Below are 20,577 nucleotides of genomic sequence, written 5' to 3'. Positions count from 1 at the left end.
TTTTACAAATTAATTGAAAAAAATGAAATTTTTTTTAATATTAAATACGTTCAATATCTGAGAGTTTACGGATTTTTAAAAGTTTCTTATAGTTTGGATGAGGTTCTTTTATAAAGGCAAGACCGATTGCAGAAGCAAGTGAAAATCCAATAATTACAATATAAGCACCTAAGGCATATCCATCAACATTTTCGGCACTAACTGCTGTTTTTAGATCTACCCCTGGAGGCGTATTAATTAATGAAGTTATTATTGTTGCTACTGTAAAGGCAGCATACCCTAGTCCTCAAATAAGACCAAATTGGAATCCGACTCTTTTAGGATTTGCGCCTGGATATTCGTGAGGTAAATTAAGAATTACACCTTGAATACCTCAGAGACAAATTCCCATAAAAAGACCTAAAATTAAAAATAATCAAGTTCAACCATCTTTGTAAGTTTCTGCACTTAGAGGGTCTTTTCCTACTTTTGTAACAAAAACAACGGTAGCAAGAACATAAAAAAGAACACCAAGGGAAATAACTGTTGTTATATATTTACGTCTTTGAAGTTTATATTTTGAAAACAATCCGACTGTAAATGCACCAACAAACATTCCTGATAAGAAAACAATTAGGAAAACTGAGATTTTTTGGTTAAAAGTATTGGCACTATCACCAATTAGACGAGCAAAAATTGGCTTAGAAAATGTAAAGGGGAAAACAACCGCAATAAGTCATGAACCATAAACAATTGTTCAATATCAAGTATCTTTTTGTTTAAAAAAGCTTGTTAAAGTTAGCTTTTCTTGTTTAGCTTGATTTGCTAAAGCTGAAGGATACAGGTCAAATTTTGCTCCTAAAATTATGTAACCAATTAAAGGAATAAGTGTTAAAAGTCCAATTACTAGGAAAATTGTTTGTCAATGTGAACGAACAGAAGCTTGAATTACATCATTCAATATAAAAGGAATAAGTGTAATTATTGTTCCAATTGGGTAAAAAAACGGTGAAAACTGTGAAATTACCGCTTTTTGACGTGGATTTAAGTAATTTGAAACAACTGGTTGAATTAAAACAATTTGCATTGTTCCACCAATTGCAAAAATAGTTCTTAAAATTATAAACCCTGCATAAGTTGGTGAATAAGGCGCTGCTATTCCAAAAAGCATTAAAACGAGCGACAATACTACAGTATATTTATGCGAAATTTTTACAATAAATCAACCAACTAGAATCGATCCAATTCCACGACCGATTGTAATTCCTCAGTTAACTGCTTGATTAACCACAGTTCCAGGCGCAGCACTAGCATCTGGAAAAAAATGTCCTAAATATCCACTTACACCAGCTTTTCCGTTGAGTCCAGCTGATGCAAATCCTCAATTTATGACAAAAATCATATAAGCAAAAACAATTAACGCTCACAGAATTAGGCCGGTACTGAAAGTTAATTTTTTTTCTTTTATGTTTTTTGAAGCAAATTTTAAAATAAAATTATCATTCATATAATTTAGTTCCTAAATTTTAAAAATGTGTACAGAGTTAATAACTCTGCTTAAAATTATATAGTAAAAATTTAAAAAAATATCAAACTGGAACATTTTGTTTAAAAAATTTAAAAAAATTTCAGTATTTCCCGTGTTTCCCAGTTTGATGAGGTAATCTTAAAAAAGTGTCTGGTTTTTAGGCACTTTTTTAACTTAAAAAGCAAAATTACAAAATATTTAAATTACCTTTTTTAGTCAAAACACTGGCAAAAGTCAATTTATGGACTAAATAACTAAAATCATAAAAAAATACAACTACTATTTAAACTCAATGTAAAAAGAAAACTCGTTTTTACTTGCATCGAGCCTAAAAAAACATATGAAGTTTTGAAAGAACAATAACCAAAAGCCCTAAATTTTAAGATTTCTAAACGGGTAAATTTAAGGCATTCCATTATATTTAAAAACATAATGGATAATTCGCACTATCTAATTTTATTAGACAAAAAACATAACTAATCCCCCCCTAATTCAATATCAAAATTTATTAATTTATTCTTAGTGAGACTAATTATAACATAATTTTATTTTAAACCAAACTTTTTTTTTTTTTTGCAACAAGTTAATCTTAAAATATAAAAATTAAGATTTTAGCCAAAAAACCCGGATTTACCGGTATTTTTGCATGTTTATATTCACTAAAAAGTGAATTTTTGCCTCAAACTGTCAAACTCGGGATTAAAAAGAATTTAAAGAAAAGCACCCCGATTTGGAGTGCTTTTCTTTAAATTTTAAGTGTGTGACTTTGAAAACTAAAGATTTTTCATAGCGTCTTTGTAAATAGTATCGACAATTTCGACTGATTTTGCGAATTTTTCTTTTTCTTTATCATTGAGTGTAATTTCAATGATTTTTTCAATACCATTTGCACCAAGGACCGCTGGAACTCCAATATTTACGCCATCAAAGCCGTACTGACCACGTAAATTCGCGCCGACAATTAGAATATTCTTTGTGTCGTTGATAATGTTGCTTACAATTCGCGCTAATGCAGCACCAATTCCGTAAAATGTTGCTCTTTTTCTGTTAATTATTTCATAAGCGCGACGTGAAACTGGATATTCAAGCTCTTTTTCGTAATTTGAGCTGTTAATTCCGGTTAGCTCTGAAAAATGACAGAAGCATTCACCTGCAATTTTAATGTTAGAATATGCAACAAAAGATGAATCACCATGCTCACCCATTACGTAAGCCTGAACTGAATTTGGGGCAATTTTTAATCTTTTTGCAATTTCAAATTGAAGTCTTGCAGTATCAAGAATTGTTCCTGTTCCAATAACTTTTTGGTCAGAAAATCCTGAAGCATCACGGTAAGCACGAGTAATAACATCAACAGGGTTTGAGGCAATAACAGTAATCCCGCTAAAGCCACTTTCTTTTACTTTAAAAGCAATATCACGGATAATTCGAATATTATCTGCAACTAACTGAAGTCGAGTTTCACCTGGTTTTTGAGGTCTTCCCGCTGTAATTAAAATAAAATCTGCATCTTTTAGGTCGCTATACTCATAACGGCGAACTGAAAAAGGACGCAAAAGTGAAGCGGAGGCATCCTCAAAATCAAATGCATTTCCTTCTGCAAAATCAGGGTTTATATCGATAATTCCGTATTCAGATGCAAGACCTTGATTCATTGCTGCATAAAGAAATGAATTTCCAACATTTCCTGCGCCGATTAGAGCGATTTTGATTGGCTTCATATTGTATCTCCTAGTTTTTTAATAATGGTTATAACAAAAATATTAAATATCAATGTTATGTCTAATATTTTAATACATTTTTGAATAAAAAACAAGCAAAAATATACTTTTGCTTGTTTTTTACAAATTAATTGAAAAAAATGAAATTTTTTTTAATATTAAATACGTTCAATATCTGAGAGTTTACGGATTTTTAAAAGTTTCTTATAGTTTGGATGAGGTTCTTTTATAAAGGCAAGACCGATTGCAGAAGCAAGTGAAAATCCAATAATTACAATATAAGCACCTAAGGCATATCCATCAACATTTTCGGCACTAACTGCTGTTTTTAGATCTACCCCTGGAGGCGTATTAATTAATGAAGTTATTATTGTTGCTACTGTAAAGGCAGCATACCCTAGTCCTCAAATAAGACCAAATTGGAATCCGACTCTTTTAGGATTTGCGCCTGGATATTCGTGAGGTAAATTAAGAATTACACCTTGAATACCTCAGAGACAAATTCCCATAAAAAGACCTAAAATTAAAAATAATCAAGTTCAACCATCTTTGTAAGTTTCTGCACTTAGAGGGTCTTTTCCTACTTTTGTAACAAAAACAACGGTAGCAAGAACATAAAAAAGAACACCAAGGGAAATAACTGTTGTTATATATTTACGTCTTTGAAGTTTATATTTTGAAAACAATCCGACTGTAAATGGACCAACAAACATTCCTGATAAGAAAACAATTAGGAAAACTGAGATTTTTTGGTTAAAAGTATTGGCACTATCACCAATTAGACGAGCAAAAATTGGCTTAGAAAATGTAAAGGGGAAAACAACCGCAATAAGTCATGAACCATAAACAATTGTTCAATATCAAGTATCTTTTTGTTTAAAAAAGCTTGTTAAAGTTAGCTTTTCTTGTTTAGCTTGATTTGCTAAAGCTGAAGGATACAGGTCAAATTTTGCTCCTAAAATTATGTAACCAATTAAAGGAATAAGTGTTAAAAGTCCAATTACTAGGAAAATTGTTTGTCAATGTGAACGAACAGAAGCTTGAATTACATCATTCAATATAAAAGGAATAAGTGTAATTATTGTTCCAATTGGGTAAAAAAACGGTGAAAACTGTGAAATTACCGCTTTTTGACGTGGATTTAAGTAATTTGAAACAACTGGTTGAATTAAAACAATTTGCATTGTTCCACCAATTGCAAAAATAGTTCTTAAAATTATAAACCCTGCATAAGTTGGTGAATAAGGCGCTGCTATTCCAAAAAGCATTAAAACGAGCGACAATACTACAGTATATTTATGCGAAATTTTTACAATAAATCAACCAACTAGAATCGATCCAATTCCACGACCGATTGTAATTCCTCAGTTAACTGCTTGATTAACCACAGTTCCAGGCGCAGCACTAGCATCTGGAAAAAAATGTCCTAAATATCCACTTACACCAGCTTTTCCGTTGAGTCCAGCTGATGCAAATCCTCAATTTATGACAAAAATCATATAAGCAAAAACAATTAACGCTCACAGAATTAGGCCGGTACTGAAAGTTAATTTTTTTTCTTTTATGTTTTTTGAAGCAAATTTTAAAATAAAATTATCATTCATATAATTTAGTTCCTAAATTTTAAAAATGTGTACAGAGTTAATAACTCTGCTTAAAATTATATAGTAAAAATTTAAAAAAATATCAAACTGGAACATTTTGTTTAAAAAATTTAAAAAAATTTCAGTATTTCCCGTGTTTCCCAGTTTGATGAGGTAATCTTAAAAAAGTGTCTGGTTTTTAGGCACTTTTTTAACTTAAAAAGCAAAATTACAAAATATTTAAATTACCTTTTTTAGTCAAAACACTGGCAAAAGTCAATTTATGGACTAAATAACTAAAATCATAAAAAAATACAACTACTATTTAAACTCAATGTAAAAAGAAAACTCGTTTTTACTTGCATCGAGCCTAAAAAAACATATGAAGTTTTGAAAGAACAATAACCAAAAGCCCTAAATTTTAAGATTTCTAAACGGGTAAATTTAAGGCATTCCATTATATTTAAAAACATAATGGATAATTCGCACTATCTAATTTTATTAGACAAAAAACATAACTAATCCCCCCCTAATTCAATATCAAAATTTATTAATTTATTCTTAGTGAGACTAATTATAACATAATTTTATTTTAAACCAAACTTTTTTTTTTTTTTTTGCAACAAGTTAATCTTAAAATATAAAAATTAAGATTTTAGCCAAAAAACCCGGATTTACCGGTATTTTTGCATGTTTATATTCACTAAAAAGTGAATTTTTGCCTCAAACTGTCAAACTCAGCAAAAATTTAAAAAAATTTCAGTTTTTAATTTAAGGATAAAAATAAAAAGCAAAGATTTTTTAACAGTCTTAATTAGACTATCAAAAAATCTTTGCTGAATTTAAAACTAGTGTAAAAATACTCAACTAAAAAAGCAAAAAATTAATTAAAAAGTGAAAATTTAATTAATTTTTGTTGCATCAAAGCGATCTGTTGTTTGTAAGATTTTAGTTGCTGAATACCAAAAACTAACGTTTGCTTTTGCAATTTCTTCTAAAATTGCGTTTTTTTCAATTATGTAAATAATTGTTTCAACTCTTCATTGTTTTTGGCCGGTGTATCCAGAAACACCTTCTCAAATATTATATGAGTGCCAGTATTTTATTGATTTAAGATGTTCAACAATTTTTTCTGGGTGATTAGTATAAATTTTTAAAAGAATTTTTCCGTATTTTGGATAAATTCGGCTGACAATTGACGAACTTACAATTAAATAAATAAAAACAGCCGCTAATTTTTGACCCAAAAGTTGACCATCAACTTGTGAAGGTTCAAAAAAATAAAGGATAACAATTGAAAAAAGCCCAAAAAATATCGAAATACTAAACATTATTTTGCCAATAGGTTTGCGATATTTTAGCGCAATATAATAAGTTATATAATCAGTTCCTCCACAAGAACCACCGAATTTTCAAGCCATTCCGATAGATCAACCAGACAAAATGGCACCAATAATTGTATAATAGAAAATAGTCCAGGAACCTTGTTGGTTTGGAATTAAAATATTGTTAATTAAAAATGTTCTTATTGGGGTATCAAGAGAAAAAACCTGGTTTCAAACAATTTGAAAAAAAAGTCAAATGAAAGTAAGATAGCTAAAACTTTTATTCGAGACTTTAACTAGAATAAAAATTATTAAAGGAATATTAATAACAAAGTAAATTATTGCAAAACTTCAGCCAATACTTACTTCATATTGAGAATTAATTATTATTATAGTAAGTGCTGGAATTGCTGAAACACCTGTTGGGACAGTTTTTGCAACTCCTAAGAAAAAAATAACCCCTAATGTAAAAAATAATGCCGAAATAGCCATCATTGTGATTGAAAGGGTTCGTCTTTTCCAGAAATTTTTCAGGTTTATTTTGCTTTGATTATGATTAAAAATTTCACGTTCTGCACGTAAAACAAGTTGATTTTTTAAACATTTAGCTAAATTATGGTTTTTCTGATTAGAACAAGAACAATGTCCGTTGCTTGATTTATTAGATTGCCGAGAAGACATAGTGTTTTTTTTACCTTTTCAAAGATTAAAAAGACCACTAAACACAATACTTCTCGATATGGCTGCTATATTTCTATCCTGACCAGGTTACAAGGTTATTATTTTAGTGGCACTAATATTGTATCACTTTTTATTTTTTTTGAAATAAAAAAATCAAAAAAATTTTTTTACTTTATAATTATTTTTAAATATACAAAAAAATATTTTAAAAGCACATTTTAATACATGAAAAATCATAAAGGAGAACAGAAAATGTCTAATTCAATTTGACCATACCCTTTTATAATGAATCAAAGTCCATACAACAAAATTAATATTGTTTTTTGTCACGGTTTTAACTCAAGTCATAAAATTTTTGGCGGTGTAATTGACTCAATTAGCAAAGAAATTGGCGTAAATTTTTATGCCCACACACTTCCAGGAAATAATTTAACTCCCGCAAAAGACGAACAACTTTATGTCGATTATTATGCAGATTTGACAGTTGAATTTATTAAAAAATTAAATATTAAAAACGTTGTTTTAGTTGGCCACTCAATGGGAGGCGGATATGGTGCTTTAGTTTATAAAAGAATTCCTGAATTAATTTCAAAAATGGTTTTCATTGGCCCTATGAATAAAGCTAATTTGCCACTAAAAGATTTATTTTACGAAAAATTCTTCCCAAAAACACCTGAAGAAATGCTAGAATTTTTGCCTATTTATGAATATGATAAAGAAAAATATAAAGATCCTAAATATTTAGAATGAGCAAAAGCCACCTTTAATTACGAATATTTTAATAATTACTATATTGTAACTCTCAGTAAAAATTTACTAAAAAATAATATGATGGATCAAATTGAGGACGGAATTAAATCAATAAAATGTCCAACTCTTCTTGTTTTAGGTGAAAAAGATGGAATTGTTCTACAACAAGAAACTAAGTCATATTTTGAAAGTCTAATTCCACACGTCCAAACCGAAATCATACCAAAAACTGGTCACTTGATTTATACAGAAAATCCTGAATATTTCAACAGAATTTTTATTGATTTCCTAAAAAAATAGTTAATTTTTAGTTTTTCAGTTCAAATTCTTAAATAAAAAAGGTGATTTTCACCTTTTTTATTTAACTATTTTTAAATTATTCCAAACTTTTTTCGACTAAAAGTTGTAATTTTGCATTTAATTTTTTAGCGGCTTTAGAAGTTTTAAGTCTTCGTGCTTCTCGCCTTTTTTGCATTTGAAGTTTTCTAATTTTACGCACTTTATACCTTTTCTAAATTAATTTTGGTTAATTTTGTTAATTTTTTGAGCTAATTCGCCTGTTCTTTCAACTGAGGTCGAAACTACTTTGGTTATATCGTGAGCTTGAATTTTTCCATTTAAATAACCAATTGCAAGTCCTGATTTACCTTCATCAATTAACTCAATTGCTTTAATTGCCATCTTAGTTGCTAATATTCGGTCAAATGCCGAAGGTCTTCCGCCTCTTTGAATATGCCCAACTTCAAAAGCTCTTGTTGTTATATTAGTTAATTTTTCAATTTGAGTAGCAAATTCTTTTAAATTTGGTAAAACATACTCTAAAACTGTAATAATAACGCTCGGCTTACCTTTTTTAAATTGCTCGAGAACAATTTTTGATGCTTCTTCTGCACTTAGACGATTTGTGTTAGTAATAACAAGTTCACTTCCAGTTGCAATTGCTGAATACAAAGCTAAATCTGGACAATGACGCCCCATAACTTCAACAACAAAACAACGTCGATGGGAATTAGCAGTATCTCTTAATTTGTCAACACTTTCTACAATTGTATTTAAAGCTGAATCAAATCCAATTGTATAATCAGTAAATTGAATATCATTATCGATTGTTCCTGGTAGAGCAATTACTTTGATTCCTTGCAAATGAAGTTTATAACCACCTTTGTAAGTTCCATCTCCACCAATAACAATTAAAGAAGAAATACCCATATCTGTTAAGATTTTTGCGGCTTTTTTTTGAATTTCTTCGTCTTTAAATTCCGGAAAACGGGTAGAACCAATTGCTGTGCCACCAAAACTAGAGATACCGTTATACGGAAATTCAGAGGCTAATATAATATTTTTATTTAAAATTCCAAGGTAGCCTTCTAAAATTAAATATGGTTCAAATCCTGAATTAAGTGCGGACTTAACAATAGCACTTATAGCAGAATTCATTCCTGGTGAGTCGCCACCAGAAGTTAAAATTGCTATTTTTTTTGACATTTTAAGCCTTTTTAATGAAAAATTATAAAAACGTTGGACAAATAAATTTGAAATGGTACGCCCTAGAGGATTTGAACCTCTGACCCAATGATTAAAAGTCATTTGCTCTACCTGCTGAGCTAAGGGCGCTTTTGGTGCTCGAAACTGGACTCGAACCAGCACGGGATTACTCCCAAGGGATTTTAAGTCCCTTGTGTCTACCATTCCACCACTCGAGCACTAATGGTTTGTTCAGTTAAAAGCATATAACATTATATCACAAAAAAAGAAAAAAAGTTTTTTTTTAATATTTTTTTAATTTGCTTAACGAAAAACCAAATTAAAATCAGTTATATTTAGATTTTTTCCCAAAAAAAGTAAAAAAATCGCTTTTTTCACTGTTTTAAAAAAATATAGATAAAAACAGCAAATATAAATTATAATGCATAAACTCAAAAAAAATATTAAAATTTTCTTTTTTTTCAAATTAACCTGGATTTTGCCTGTTTTTTTATTTGTAAGCTGCTTTAAAATTAATATAAACTCGATCCATTCACAAAACAAGGGGAAAATAAAAAGTAGCACAGATAAATTAAAACCGTTTGTTTTTGAAACAATTATGAAAGGATTGCCAAAAAATCAAGAAAAACCAAGGACAAAATTTAGCGGAATTTTAGATCAAAGCAAAATTGAAGAGCTAAAAATTGGGCAAATTGAGGAAAAAGACTATTTTGGTCTTGAAGAAATTCTAGTTCAATTTTTTAATACATATTATAGTAGCATGGATTTTAGCCAAAAAAAGGTTCTTTTTCTTAGTTTAAAAGAAAAAATTAAAAATATTGACTTAAGTTTAAATCTTGGCGCAAATGATGATGGCCAATATTTTGATGAAAATTTTGGAACTATTAATATAACAGATTTAAATATTAATAATTTAGATGACAAAGAATTTTACCAAGAACAAATAAACATATATAAATCAAAAAGTTTAGATGAATTTTTAAAAAATAAGGAAAAACATCTTTTTATCGAAGAAAAACTAATAGCCAAAAAAAGACAGTGAAACCCGGTAATTAAATTAATTTTGCACATAAATATTGCTAGATTTTACCTGCATTTTATTAAATTAAGCCAAGAACTTACAAGAAATATTATTGTTTCAATCATTGATTTTGCTATAAAATCAGATGACTCAAAAAAGGAAGAAAATAAAATAAGTCAGCAAATTAAAGAACTTTTTGAACAAAAAGAAAACTTAAAAACCAAATCTGAAAAACAAGACAAAAATAAACCTAAAAAGAGTGATTTTTCCGCTTTAGTTCAAAAAATTGACCAAGAAATTCAAGCCCTTAAAGAAAAACTAAAAACTGTTAAAGAAAATAATTTTTTAACTTTAAAATCATTAGCCAATGAAATTAATCAATTTTTGAAAGAGTTTTTTGACCCTAAAATTCACTATTCGATGAATTCTGACTATGTTTTTCTAAATGAACCCAAACTTTATATAAATAACCAGTTAGCTTATGCCAAATTTTTCCAATTTTTTACAGAAAATTTAAAAGATAAATACGATAAATTTGGAATAGACTCACCTTTTTCAATTATGGGAGAAGACAAGACAAATTTAGTGAAAAAATATTTTTTGCCATTGATTCAAGAGTAAAAAACCTTTAAATTTATAGAACTTTTTGAAAAATATGATATAATATTATCCAACTTCAAGAAGGGAAAAATATGGCAACAGGAACGCTTGGAAAGAACAAGTCTCAGAAAATCACCTTTTTTGGCGCTCTTTTAATCGTCCTTGGCGCAAGTATAGGTGCGGGAATCTTTTTTAAATCCAAGGCTATTATTGAAAATTCAGGTTATAATCTTGGGCTTGCAATTGGAAGTTGAGTTTTTGCTTGTTTTGCAATTGTTGCGATGGCAATTGCATTAATTGAAATTTCATCTGCAACAAAAAAATCAAATTTATCTGTCATTATTTGAAATAAACTCTTTAATTCTGAGAGTTTTTTTCAAATTTCAAAAAATTTCATAATTTATTTATATTTACCCTTTACTTATTTTGTTTTGCCTGTTTATTTTATGCAAATTTTGCAAGATGCAATTGCAGCTTTTGGCCTTGAATCATCTAGCGATTGAAATATAAAATTTGACTGAGTTATTGTTTTGGTTGTTTCAATTGCCATTGTTATTTACTTTTTTATAATTAGTCTAAACACAAAAATCGCTGAATTTCACAATAAAATTATATTAATTGCAAAATTTATCCCTATTTTTGTGACAGTTATTGTCGGATTTATTTTATATTTTCAAGGTGGTTCAAACAAACTTCTTTCTCAACCTGAATTTGCAAGTGTTGAAAAAATAAAAACTGAAGGAGTTTCAATTTCCTCAAGTTTGCCTGGCGTTGGTGTTTTAATTTCAATGGCTGGAATATTTTTTTCATATGAAGGATTTTTTACTGCCGCTGGTTTGCAATCAGAAATGAAAGAACCTAAAAAAACGCCAATTGCTATTCTTTTAGGAATTGGAATCACGACAATAATATATCTTTTTATTGCAATTGCAACTTCAATTGTTGGCGATGGTTCAATTTCGTCATTTATTAATATTGCAAAAAATGAATTAAAATGGCATCCACTTATAATTAAATTAATTTTAGGGACAACTTTTTTACTAATTGGAATTAGTCTTCTTGGAATTATCAATGTTTTTACATTGTGAGGTCCGCGGGCACTTGAGGAATTAATTCACAAAAACGAGTTTTTTTTGCTCAAAAGGTGAAAAAAATATGTAAATTTAAATAAACCTGTTGTTTCAACTTATTTTTTAATTATTTTTTCAGTCTTGGCTCTAATTATTTTTACACTTATTGGTGTTTTTGGCTTTGATGATCAAGAATATGGAACTTATGGTCAAAAATTAAATAATTTATATTCATTTGCAGATATTACTGGCAATTGATCGGCTTTGATTAGTTTTTTACTGATTGCTGCTGCTATTTATGGATGTATTAAAAATCGAAAAACAAAAAAAATTGCTGTTGAAAAACAAAAATACTTCCTGTTTTTTGGTTATATTTCTGTAATTTGCATTTCATTAATTTTATTATTTGCAGTTGTTGTGCCAATTGTCGATCTTTTTACAATTTTGATTTATCAACCTGAGATTGAAAATTTTAACTTAATTCTAAAAACTAGAGTTACAAAAGTTATTGTTCTTATTTTATTTATAATTGTCCCTGTTTTTCCGGTATTTTGAACCTATTTAACAAAAAAAATAAAAAAAACTGTTAAAAAAAGCAAATTATAAATATAATATAAGAAAGTTATGAAAATTAACTTAGAAAATTATATTCGCACAGTTGATAATTTCCCAAAAAAAGGGATTAGCTTTAAAGATATTTCGCCATTACTTGCAAATGGTAAAGCTTTAAATTATGCAATTGTTGAAATGGCATCGCTTGCAAAAGATATAGATATTATTGTTGGGCCAGATGCTCGAGGGTTTTTATTCGGAACACCAACAGCCGCTTTTCTTTCAAAACCATTCATAATGGTTAGAAAAGCAGGGAAATTGCCAGGTGATGTCGAAGAATTTGCCTATGATTTAGAATATGGATCTGCAATTCTAGAAGTTCAAACCGGAATGATCAAACCAGGCCAAAAAGTGGCTATTATTGATGATGTGCTCGCAACTGGAGGTACCGTAAATGCCATCACAAAAATGATCGAAAATGCCGGAGCTATTGTTTCAAAAATTATCTTTTTAATTGAGCTTGAACAATTAGAAGGTCGAAAAAAATTAGAAAATTATGAGGTTACTTCACTCATTAAAATAAAGTAATTTTTAGCCTTAAAAAATAAATAACAATATTTTTAAATTTTGTTATAATATTAATATAAGCTCAAATTAAAAAAATTTCTTGTTTTTTTTGAGTTTATAATTCAAAATATTAAAAAAATATAAAAAAGGAGATTCATGGAAAAATTTCGTTACGTGAAACCTGACCAAATTATGGACAAAGACCATGAAATGATTAGGTATCTCGATATTGATGGAAATCTCTTAACTTCGACTGTTTTTGGCGAACTTGATGAGAAAAAAGATATTAGATTATCTGCTGATCAAATCAAAAAAGCCTATGAATTTATGGTTTTATCACGTCAACAAGACGTTTATATGACCCAACTTCAACGTCAAGGTCGAATGTTAACTTTTGCCCCTAACTTTGGTGAAGAAGCTCTCCAAGTTGCTTCAGGAATGGCGCTTACAAAAGAAGATTGATTCGTTCCTGCTTTCCGTTCAAATGCAACAATGTTATATCTTGGTGTTCCAATGATAAATCAAATGCAATACTGAAACGGAAGTGAAAAAGGAAATGTAATTCCTAAAGGCGTTAATGTTTTACCAATTAACATTCCAATCGGAACTCAATTTTCACATGCTGCCGGAATTGCTTATGCTGCTAAATTAACCGGTAAAAAAATTGTTTCAATGAGTTTTATTGGTAATGGTGGAACTGCTGAAGGTGAATTTTACGAAGCTCTAAATATTGCAAGTATTTGAAAATGACCTGTTGTATTTTGCGTAAATAATAACCAATGAGCAATTTCAACACCTAATAAATACGAAAATGCCGCTTCAACAATCGCTGCAAAAGCAAAAGCTGCCGGAATGCCTGGAGTTCGTGTTGACGGAAATGACCTTTTAGCTTCCTACGAAGTAATTCAAGAAGCAGTGGATTATGCTCGTGCCGGAAACGGTCCTGTTCTTGTTGAATTTGTTACTTGACGTCAAGGTGTTCACACTTCTTCTGATAATCCAAGAATTTATCGAACTGAAGAAGAAGAAAAAGAACATGAAAAATGAGAGCCAATGCACCGTATTGAAAAATACATGTTTGATCGTGGCATTTTAACTGAAGAAGAAAAACAAAAAATTTGAGATGATTCTTTAGCTGTTGTTAAAGAAACTTACGAAAAATCTCTAATTGGTTTAGATTCAACAATCGAAGAAATTTTCGATTACACATACGAGACCTTACCTCCAGAACTTGAAGAACAAAAACAAGAAGCAATCGAATTTTTTAAAGGAGCTAAATAATGGCAAATTCAGATAAAATCGCTCTAAATAATATCGGTGCAGTTACAAATGCTATTGATTTAATGATGGAAAAAGATCCTCGCGTTGTTCTTTGAGGAGAAGATGCTGGATTTGAAGGTGGAGTTTTCCGTGCAACTGAAGGATTACAAAAAAAATACGGAATTGATCGTGTTTGAGACGCCCCAATAGCCGAAGCATCTATTTGTGGTGTTGCAGTTGGAGCAGCCATTGCCGGGTTACGTCCAATTGCAGAAATGCAATTCCAAGGTTTCTCATTCCCTGCCTTTCAACAGCTTTTTGCTCACGCAGTCCGTTATCGTAACCGTTCTCGTGGTCGGTTTACTGTGCCAATGGTTTTAAGAATGCCAATGGCAGGTGGAGTTCGTGCTCTAGAGCACCACTCAGAAGCAATTGAAGCAATGTTCGCCCACATTCCTGGAGTAAAAGTTGTTATGCCTTCAACTCCATATGACACTAAAGGTCTTTTAATTGCCGCAATTAATGACCCAGATCCGGTTGTATTTCTTGAGCCAAAAAAAATATACCGTGCATTTAAACAAGAAGTTCCTGCTGGAATTTACGAAGTTCCAATCGGAAAAGCTAATGTAATTAAAGAAGGAAGTGACTTAACACTCGTAACTTACGGTGCTCAAGTTCATGAATCAATCGCCGCTATTCAAGCTCTTAGTTCAACTCCTGGACTTGAAGATGTTGATGTTGAATTAATTGACTTAAGAACAATTAAGCCAGTTGATACTGAAACTATTATCGAATCAGTTAAGAAAACTGGACGTATTTTAGTTGTTCACGAAGCTGTTAAATCTTTTTCAGTTTCAGCCGAAATTATAACTCGTGTTAACGAAAAAGCATTTGAATATTTAGAAGCAGCTCCTGCTCGTCTTACTGGATATGACATTACAGTTCCGTTAGCAAAAGGTGAAAATTTCCACACAATTACAAAAGAAAAAATAATCGATAAAATTCGCCAAATTATGAACTCTTAATAATTTGCATGTTTAAAAATTTCCCTAATTATTAAGATAAACCCCTAAAATCATAAAGTCCTTTGATTTTAGGGGTTTTTATTATAACAAAAAACTGAGTTTTCCAGTTTAATGAGATAATCTTAAAAAAGTGTCCGGTTTTAGGAGCTTTTAACTTTTATTGGCAAACTCAGGAAAAATAACTATCAAAGCAAGAACACAGAATGTTAAACTAATCATCATGAAAGAAAAATCTACTTATTAAGTAAACTAAAAAAGCTAAAACTTTAACTTAAAAAGCAAAATTATGAAATTTTTAAACTACTTTTTTAGTTTAAAACGCTGACAAAAATCATAAAAAAATACAACTACTATTTAAACTCAATGCAAATAGAAAACTCGTTTTTATTTGCAGCGAGCCTAAAAAAATATGTAAAGTTTTGAAAGAACAATAATTAAATGCCATAAATTTGTAGATTTTTAAACGGTTAAATTTATGGCAATCCATTATATTTAAAAATATAATGGATAATTCGCATTTTCTGATTTTTTATAGCAAAAACATTCTTAATACCTCCTTAATTCAATACAAAATTTATTAATTCATTCTTAGTGACTCCATTATAACAGAAATTTTTTTTAGACCAAGCATTTTTTTTTTTTTTTGCAATTGGGTAAATTTAAAATAATAAAACTAAGATTTTAGGTCAAAAAACCCGGATTTAGCGGTATTTTGTCATATTTACATTCACTAAAAAGTGAATTTTTGCCATTAAACTGCCAAAGTCAGGGAAAAATTCTAAATATAAAAAACTAGACTGCTTAAAGTCTAGTTTTGTTTTTGGTCTATTTAAAGAAATGGGGCGGATGACGGGGATCGAACCCGCGTATGTCGGAACCACAACCCGATGCGTTAGCCACTTCGCCACATCCACCAAATTAATTAAATATTATAACATATTTTTAATTAATTTTTTTATTTTTTTGCTAATTTTAATTGCAAAAAAATAAGATTTTTACGATTCTTCTTCGCGAGAAAGTGTTTTAAATCCATTTTCAGTTACAAGAACAACATCCTCGATTCGAGCACCACCCAGTCCGGGGATATATATTCCAGGTTCAACGGTTATAACCATTCCTGGCTCTAAAATTGTATCACTATTAGCACTAACAACCGGCAATTCGTGAATATCAATTCCAACTCCGTGACCAGTTGAATGAACAAAATATTGTCCATAACATTTTTGGTCAATATAATCACGGCAAGCTTTGTCAATTTCTGATGCCTTAACACCTGGGGCAACTTTTTTACGCCCTAATTCTGCAGCTTTTTTGACTATTTCAAGAATTTCCTCTTTTTTTGCCTCAAGTTTTCCAAGATATGAAGTTCTAGTAATATCAGCACAATAACCATTATAAAGAGCGCCAAAATCAATTTTTAGAAGATCATTGTCAAGAATTTTTGCCAAACTGGCTCTTCAATGAGGCATTGCTGAATTTGGACCGGTTGCAATTATTGAATCAAAAGATTCTTTTTCAGCACCAAGTAATTTCATTTGATAATTTAGTTCAATATCAACTGATTTTTCAGTCAGTCCTGGTTGAATTTTTGGCAAAATTTTGCTGTAGGCTTCAAGTGTAATATTAACTGCTTTTTGGATGTTTTGAATTTCTTCGTCAGTTTTAATAATTCGAAAAAGTTGAGCTGATAAATTGATAATTTCAGAATTAGGGAATCACTGTTTGATTTTATTAAGTTGTTCAACTGTTAAATATTCAGCCTCAACTCCAATTCGGTGATATTTTTTTTTGGCTAAAAAGTCTTCAAGATTTTGCTTGGTAATTAGTAAAACTTGGCAATTTTTAGCATTTTTTTGGGCTGCTTCAATATAACGGCCATCAACAAACAAATAAGAATCGCTCTTTTGAATAAATAAAAGTCCATCAGTAGCAGAAACTTTTGTCAATCAAAGGCGAGTTTGGTAAGAAAATGAAATTATAACATCTAAATTATTTTCTTCAAAAGCTTTATTTAAATATTTAGGATTCATATTATTTTTTCTCACGGTGTAAAGTGTGTTTGTTGCATTTGTGGCAGTGTTTTTTTACTTCAATTTTTTCAGGTTTTGTTTTTTTATTTTTTTTAGTGATGTAATTTTCCATTTTACAATCAATGCATCTTAATGTTAGTCCTTCTCTTGGCATTTTGGCTCCTTTTAAAAAAAATAAATCTTAGTAAATATATAATTATAACATAATTTTGCTTTTTATTATAATAAATTGCAAAATTATTGAAGTTCGTCTTTTAAAATTTCTTTTGCTTTGGAAAGTTCAACAGAAAAAATTGAACTAACTCCACGTTTTTGCATTGTAATTCCTAAAAGTTGATCAACGCGTGACATTGTGCCATGACGGTGAGTGATAATTAAAAATTGTGTTTTTTGTTTTAATTGCTTTAAAAATTCAACATAGCGAATTACGTTAGACTCATCAAGGGCGGCCTCGACCTCGTCAAGAATACAAAGTGGAATTGGCCGGGCTTTTATAATTGAAAATAATAGTGAAATTGCGATTATTGCTTTTTCACCACCTGAAAAAAGACGGATATTTTTGATAGTTTTGCCTGGCGGTTGAGCGCTTATTTCAATTCCAGAATTCAAAATATCATTTTTGTCACTAAAGTAAATTTTAGCACTTCCGCCACCAAACATATTTTGAAAAACTAAGTTAAATTCAGAATTTACAAGGTCAACAATTTCTTGAGTTTTTGCGATTATAATTTTGTCAAGATCAGAAATTACTTCTAAAATTTTTGATCTAGCCACTTCAAGTTCGTGCTGACTAGTTTTTAATTTTTCTAGTCGATTTGATGTGGTCTCAAAATCTTCAATTGCATCAAGATTTATATTTCCTAGCGCTTTTATTTCCGAATTTAAACTATTGACAAGGTCGTGTGCATCTTGAGTTTCAATTTCTAATTGGTGTGTTTCAAGGGCTGATTCAAAGGTGAGATTATATTTTTGCGACAAAGTAGTATTTAGATTCGATAAAAGGAACTCATATTTATCTTTGCTTGTTTGATTTTGATTTAATTCGGCATTAACATTTCGCTGACTTTGATTGAGTTGCTGAACTAAAACTGTTAATTTAGAAATTTGGGAGTCGTATTCTTGTTTTTCCCGGTTTAAAATTTTTAGTTCAGATTCAAGGGCTGCAATTGAATTTTCAAGTTCGATTTTTTGTTTTAAAGTCTCATTGATTTTTGAATCAATTTCATCACTTTGCGATACAGCTTCAATTCCTTCATTTTCAATTCTAATTTTGTCAAGCTCATTTTTTGCAGCATTATATTTATTTTCTAATGCATCAAGAGAAATTTGTGTTTGCTGCAAAAAGTAAGACTCTTTGTTAATAGTTTGTTCAAGATTATTAGATTCTACCTTAAATTCTTGTATTTTTTTCTCAAAAAAACTCACCTTATTTTTAAGGTCATTAATTCTTAATTCCAAAGAATGAACTGAATCATTTTTTTGCTTAAAACCACCGGAAATTATACCGCTTGTACGGACAATATCTCCATCTAAAGTGACAACAACAAATTTATGATCGACAAATTTTGAAATTTTATTAACATTGTCGATTGTATCATTAACAATAACGCCACCAAGCAAAAAATCAGCTAGAATTTGGTATTTTTTCTCATAATTTACCAAATTAGAACCAATTCCGATAAAGCTCTCTTGAGTCTGAAGGTGTGTTAAATACAAATCAGGAATAAATCGCGGTTTTAATGTTGAAAGTGGAATAAATGTTGCACTTCCGGCGTGATTTTTTTTCAAAAAATTAATCGCCTCAACGGCATTTTCTGGTTTTTCAACAACAATTTGTTTCAAACTTGAGCCAAGAGCAGTTTCGATTGCTTCTGTATATTTTTGTGGAATTTTAATTAAATCAGAAACAAAACCACAATAACCTGAAAAAAGATGACTATTTTCAACGATTACTTTTGTACCTTTGGGTAAAAAAGACCTAGATTCAACTGTTTTTTGCAGTTCAAAAATTTGTGTTTGACTTATAATTTTTTCTGAATTTAAACTACTTAATTTTGAGTCAATTTCTGATTTTTTTGCATTTAGATCAGCAATTCTTTGAGCAACTTCTGATTTTGTTTGTTTGTTTTGACTAATTAGGTTAGAAAAATTGTCTTTTTCAACTAGAATTTGATCATACTTTTGCTTTAAAGCGGCTATTTTTTGTTCAAAATTAACGTTAATTTGCTGGGATAATATCATTTCCTGAAGTTGCGTCATTTTAGCATAAGTTAAGTTTATATTGTTAATTTCGCTTTTAAGATTACTTATTTGATTGCTTTTTTCAGTAATTTCTAGATCAGTTTGTGTTCTTTTTTGGACATTGTCATTTATTATTCTTTCATTAGATTCAATTTCACTTACAAATTTAGGCTCTTCAAATTTAAGGCGTGATAATTGCTCGTCAATTTTTTCTAATTCAGCTTGATATTTTTTGATATCACTAACAATTAATCCAACTTCAACTGATTCTAATTGCTTTGATTTTTCTAAATATATTTTGGCATTTTTTGCTTGTTTTTCAAGTTGTTTTGCTTGAGTTTCAAGCTCTTTTACACGAATTTCAATTTTTTCAATACCCATAAGGGTTTGATCAAGTTTTACAATAGCTTCTTGTTTGTCATTTTTGTACTTGGAAGTTCCAGCAACTTCTTCAATTACAAGCTTTCTTTGCTCAGGAGTTGACTCGGCGATTTCAGAGATTGTACCTTGAGAAATAATTGCGAGGGATGACTTTGAAATTCCAGCCTCAATTGCTAAATTACGGATATCTTTATACCGAACTGGTTGGTCATTATAAAAATATTCATTAGTCCCCTGACCTCTTTTAATAAGTCGTGAAATTGTAAAAATTTGGGCAGAATCTTCGCGACTTTCATCGCTAAATGTTAATTTTACCATCGCTTTTTCAACAGGAGCAACTGTTTTTGAACCAGCAAAAATAACATCCTCCATATTGTATCCACGTAGTTGTTTTGCTGATTTTTCACCTAAAACCCATTTAATTGCATCATTTATGTTTGATTTTCCAGAACCATTTGGTCCAATTATTCCAACAATAGAACCGTCAAATTTGATGCTAACAGGTTCGGCAAAGGATTTAAAACCTTCAATTTCAATTTTAATTAACTTCATAATTTGGTATTTCTTGATAAATTAAATTTTTAAAATAAGTAAATTATATTAAACTTATCCTAAAAAACGCTAAAAAAAGCATTTTTTTTGCATTTGTGACTCATAAAATGATTCATTCTTTTTTAATTTTTTAAATTTTGCCGTTAAAAATAATTAGAACTTAGAAACTTTGAAAATAAAACGTTATAAATACTAATTCAAGAATAAAACTCTAATTTTTTTGCCG

Annotated in this window: 15 protein-coding genes, 3 tRNA genes and 1 other RNA gene; 6 read left to right on the top strand and 13 right to left on the bottom strand. The window is 29.7% G+C overall.

Features of this window, described 5'->3' with window-relative positions; genetic code table 4:
• Nucleotides 1–40 precede the first annotated feature (40 nt).
• The 5 genes from V3255_RS01210 to ffs form a co-directional block, all read right to left on the bottom strand.
• A complete protein-coding gene (locus V3255_RS01210) occupies nucleotides 41–1,486 on the bottom strand; it encodes a hexose phosphate transporter (RefSeq protein WP_341516282.1) in 1,446 nt (481 codons plus the stop codon).
• A gap of 794 nt (nucleotides 1,487–2,280) precedes the next feature.
• Nucleotides 2,281–3,228 carry an L-lactate dehydrogenase gene (locus V3255_RS01205; protein ID WP_333503758.1) on the bottom strand — a complete coding sequence of 316 codons (948 nt, stop codon included), beginning with the start codon at nucleotides 3,226–3,228 and terminating at the stop codon, nucleotides 2,281–2,283.
• 158 nt (nucleotides 3,229–3,386) lie between these two features.
• On the bottom strand, nucleotides 3,387–4,832 hold the full coding sequence (locus V3255_RS01200; RefSeq protein WP_069099537.1) for a hexose phosphate transporter: 1,446 nt from the start codon (nucleotides 4,830–4,832) through the stop codon (nucleotides 3,387–3,389).
• A gap of 881 nt (nucleotides 4,833–5,713) precedes the next feature.
• Nucleotides 5,714–6,817: a YitT family protein gene (locus V3255_RS01195; RefSeq protein WP_258825111.1), complete on the bottom strand. Its 1,104-nt coding sequence runs from the start codon at nucleotides 6,815–6,817 to the stop codon at nucleotides 5,714–5,716.
• A 20-nt stretch (nucleotides 6,818–6,837) separates the two neighbouring features.
• Nucleotides 6,838–6,935: signal recognition particle sRNA small type (ffs, locus tag V3255_RS01190), an RNA gene on the bottom strand.
• 134 nt (nucleotides 6,936–7,069) lie between these two features.
• On the opposite strand from ffs, the gene V3255_RS01185 reads away from it, so the two are divergent.
• The gene (locus tag V3255_RS01185; protein ID WP_333503808.1) at nucleotides 7,070–7,867 is read left to right on the top strand and encodes an alpha/beta hydrolase; all 798 of its coding nucleotides are present in this window, start codon (nucleotides 7,070–7,072) and stop codon (nucleotides 7,865–7,867) included.
• A gap of 76 nt (nucleotides 7,868–7,943) precedes the next feature.
• Here V3255_RS01185 and V3255_RS01180 read toward each other — a convergent pair whose 3' ends face one another.
• The 4 genes from V3255_RS01180 to V3255_RS01165 form a co-directional block, all read right to left on the bottom strand.
• Nucleotides 7,944–8,066 carry a hypothetical protein gene (locus V3255_RS01180; RefSeq protein WP_282861452.1) on the bottom strand — a complete coding sequence of 41 codons (123 nt, stop codon included), beginning with the start codon at nucleotides 8,064–8,066 and terminating at the stop codon, nucleotides 7,944–7,946.
• Between the two features lie 17 nt (nucleotides 8,067–8,083).
• Nucleotides 8,084–9,052, bottom strand: a complete 969-nt coding sequence (gene pfkA, locus V3255_RS01175) for a 6-phosphofructokinase (protein ID WP_333503760.1) — start codon at nucleotides 9,050–9,052, stop codon at nucleotides 8,084–8,086.
• 53 nt (nucleotides 9,053–9,105) lie between these two features.
• Nucleotides 9,106–9,181: transfer RNA gene (locus tag V3255_RS01170), tRNA-Lys, on the bottom strand.
• A gap of 3 nt (nucleotides 9,182–9,184) precedes the next feature.
• Nucleotides 9,185–9,270, bottom strand: a tRNA-Leu gene (locus V3255_RS01165).
• A 380-nt stretch (nucleotides 9,271–9,650) separates the two neighbouring features.
• On the opposite strand from V3255_RS01165, the gene V3255_RS01160 reads away from it, so the two are divergent.
• The 5 genes from V3255_RS01160 to V3255_RS01140 all read left to right on the top strand — a co-directional run bounded on the left by V3255_RS01160 (nucleotide 9,651) and on the right by V3255_RS01140 (nucleotide 15,147).
• A complete protein-coding gene (locus tag V3255_RS01160) occupies nucleotides 9,651–10,694 on the top strand; it encodes a hypothetical protein (RefSeq protein ID WP_337902960.1) in 1,044 nt (347 codons plus the stop codon).
• 71 nt (nucleotides 10,695–10,765) lie between these two features.
• The gene (locus V3255_RS01155) at nucleotides 10,766–12,349 is read left to right on the top strand and encodes an amino acid permease (protein WP_337902961.1); all 1,584 of its coding nucleotides are present in this window, start codon (nucleotides 10,766–10,768) and stop codon (nucleotides 12,347–12,349) included.
• Between the two features lie 18 nt (nucleotides 12,350–12,367).
• Nucleotides 12,368–12,883 carry an adenine phosphoribosyltransferase gene (locus V3255_RS01150; RefSeq protein WP_333503764.1) on the top strand — a complete coding sequence of 172 codons (516 nt, stop codon included), beginning with the start codon at nucleotides 12,368–12,370 and terminating at the stop codon, nucleotides 12,881–12,883.
• A gap of 135 nt (nucleotides 12,884–13,018) precedes the next feature.
• Entirely contained in the window at nucleotides 13,019–14,143 is a 1,125-nt protein-coding gene (pdhA, locus tag V3255_RS01145) for a pyruvate dehydrogenase (acetyl-transferring) E1 component subunit alpha (protein WP_333503765.1), read from the top strand.
• The gene (locus V3255_RS01140; RefSeq protein WP_044285882.1) at nucleotides 14,143–15,147 is read left to right on the top strand and encodes an alpha-ketoacid dehydrogenase subunit beta; all 1,005 of its coding nucleotides are present in this window, start codon (nucleotides 14,143–14,145) and stop codon (nucleotides 15,145–15,147) included. The genes pdhA and V3255_RS01140 overlap by 1 nt, the downstream gene beginning before the upstream one ends.
• Before the next feature lie 838 nt (nucleotides 15,148–15,985).
• Here the strand turns inward: V3255_RS01140 and V3255_RS01135 are convergent.
• The 4 genes from V3255_RS01135 to V3255_RS01120 all read right to left on the bottom strand — a co-directional run bounded on the left by V3255_RS01135 (nucleotide 15,986) and on the right by V3255_RS01120 (nucleotide 20,351).
• Nucleotides 15,986–16,061, bottom strand: a tRNA-His gene (locus V3255_RS01135).
• Nucleotides 16,062–16,142: 81 nt separating this feature from the next.
• The gene (locus V3255_RS01130; RefSeq protein WP_341516281.1) at nucleotides 16,143–17,177 is read right to left on the bottom strand and encodes an aminopeptidase P family protein; all 1,035 of its coding nucleotides are present in this window, start codon (nucleotides 17,175–17,177) and stop codon (nucleotides 16,143–16,145) included.
• A gap of 1 nt (nucleotide 17,178) precedes the next feature.
• A complete protein-coding gene (gene rpmG / locus V3255_RS01125; RefSeq protein WP_010321078.1) occupies nucleotides 17,179–17,331 on the bottom strand; it encodes a 50S ribosomal protein L33 in 153 nt (50 codons plus the stop codon).
• Between the two features lie 83 nt (nucleotides 17,332–17,414).
• Nucleotides 17,415–20,351, bottom strand: a complete 2,937-nt coding sequence (locus V3255_RS01120) for an AAA family ATPase (protein ID WP_337902962.1) — start codon at nucleotides 20,349–20,351, stop codon at nucleotides 17,415–17,417.
• Nucleotides 20,352–20,577 lie beyond the last annotated feature (226 nt).

It is taken from the genome of Mesomycoplasma ovipneumoniae (assembly GCF_038095975.1).
Classification (GTDB): Bacteria; Bacillota_I; Bacilli_A; order Mycoplasmatales; family Metamycoplasmataceae; genus Mesomycoplasma; species Mesomycoplasma ovipneumoniae_C.
This window is presented reverse-complemented; position numbering and strand designations above follow the sequence as displayed.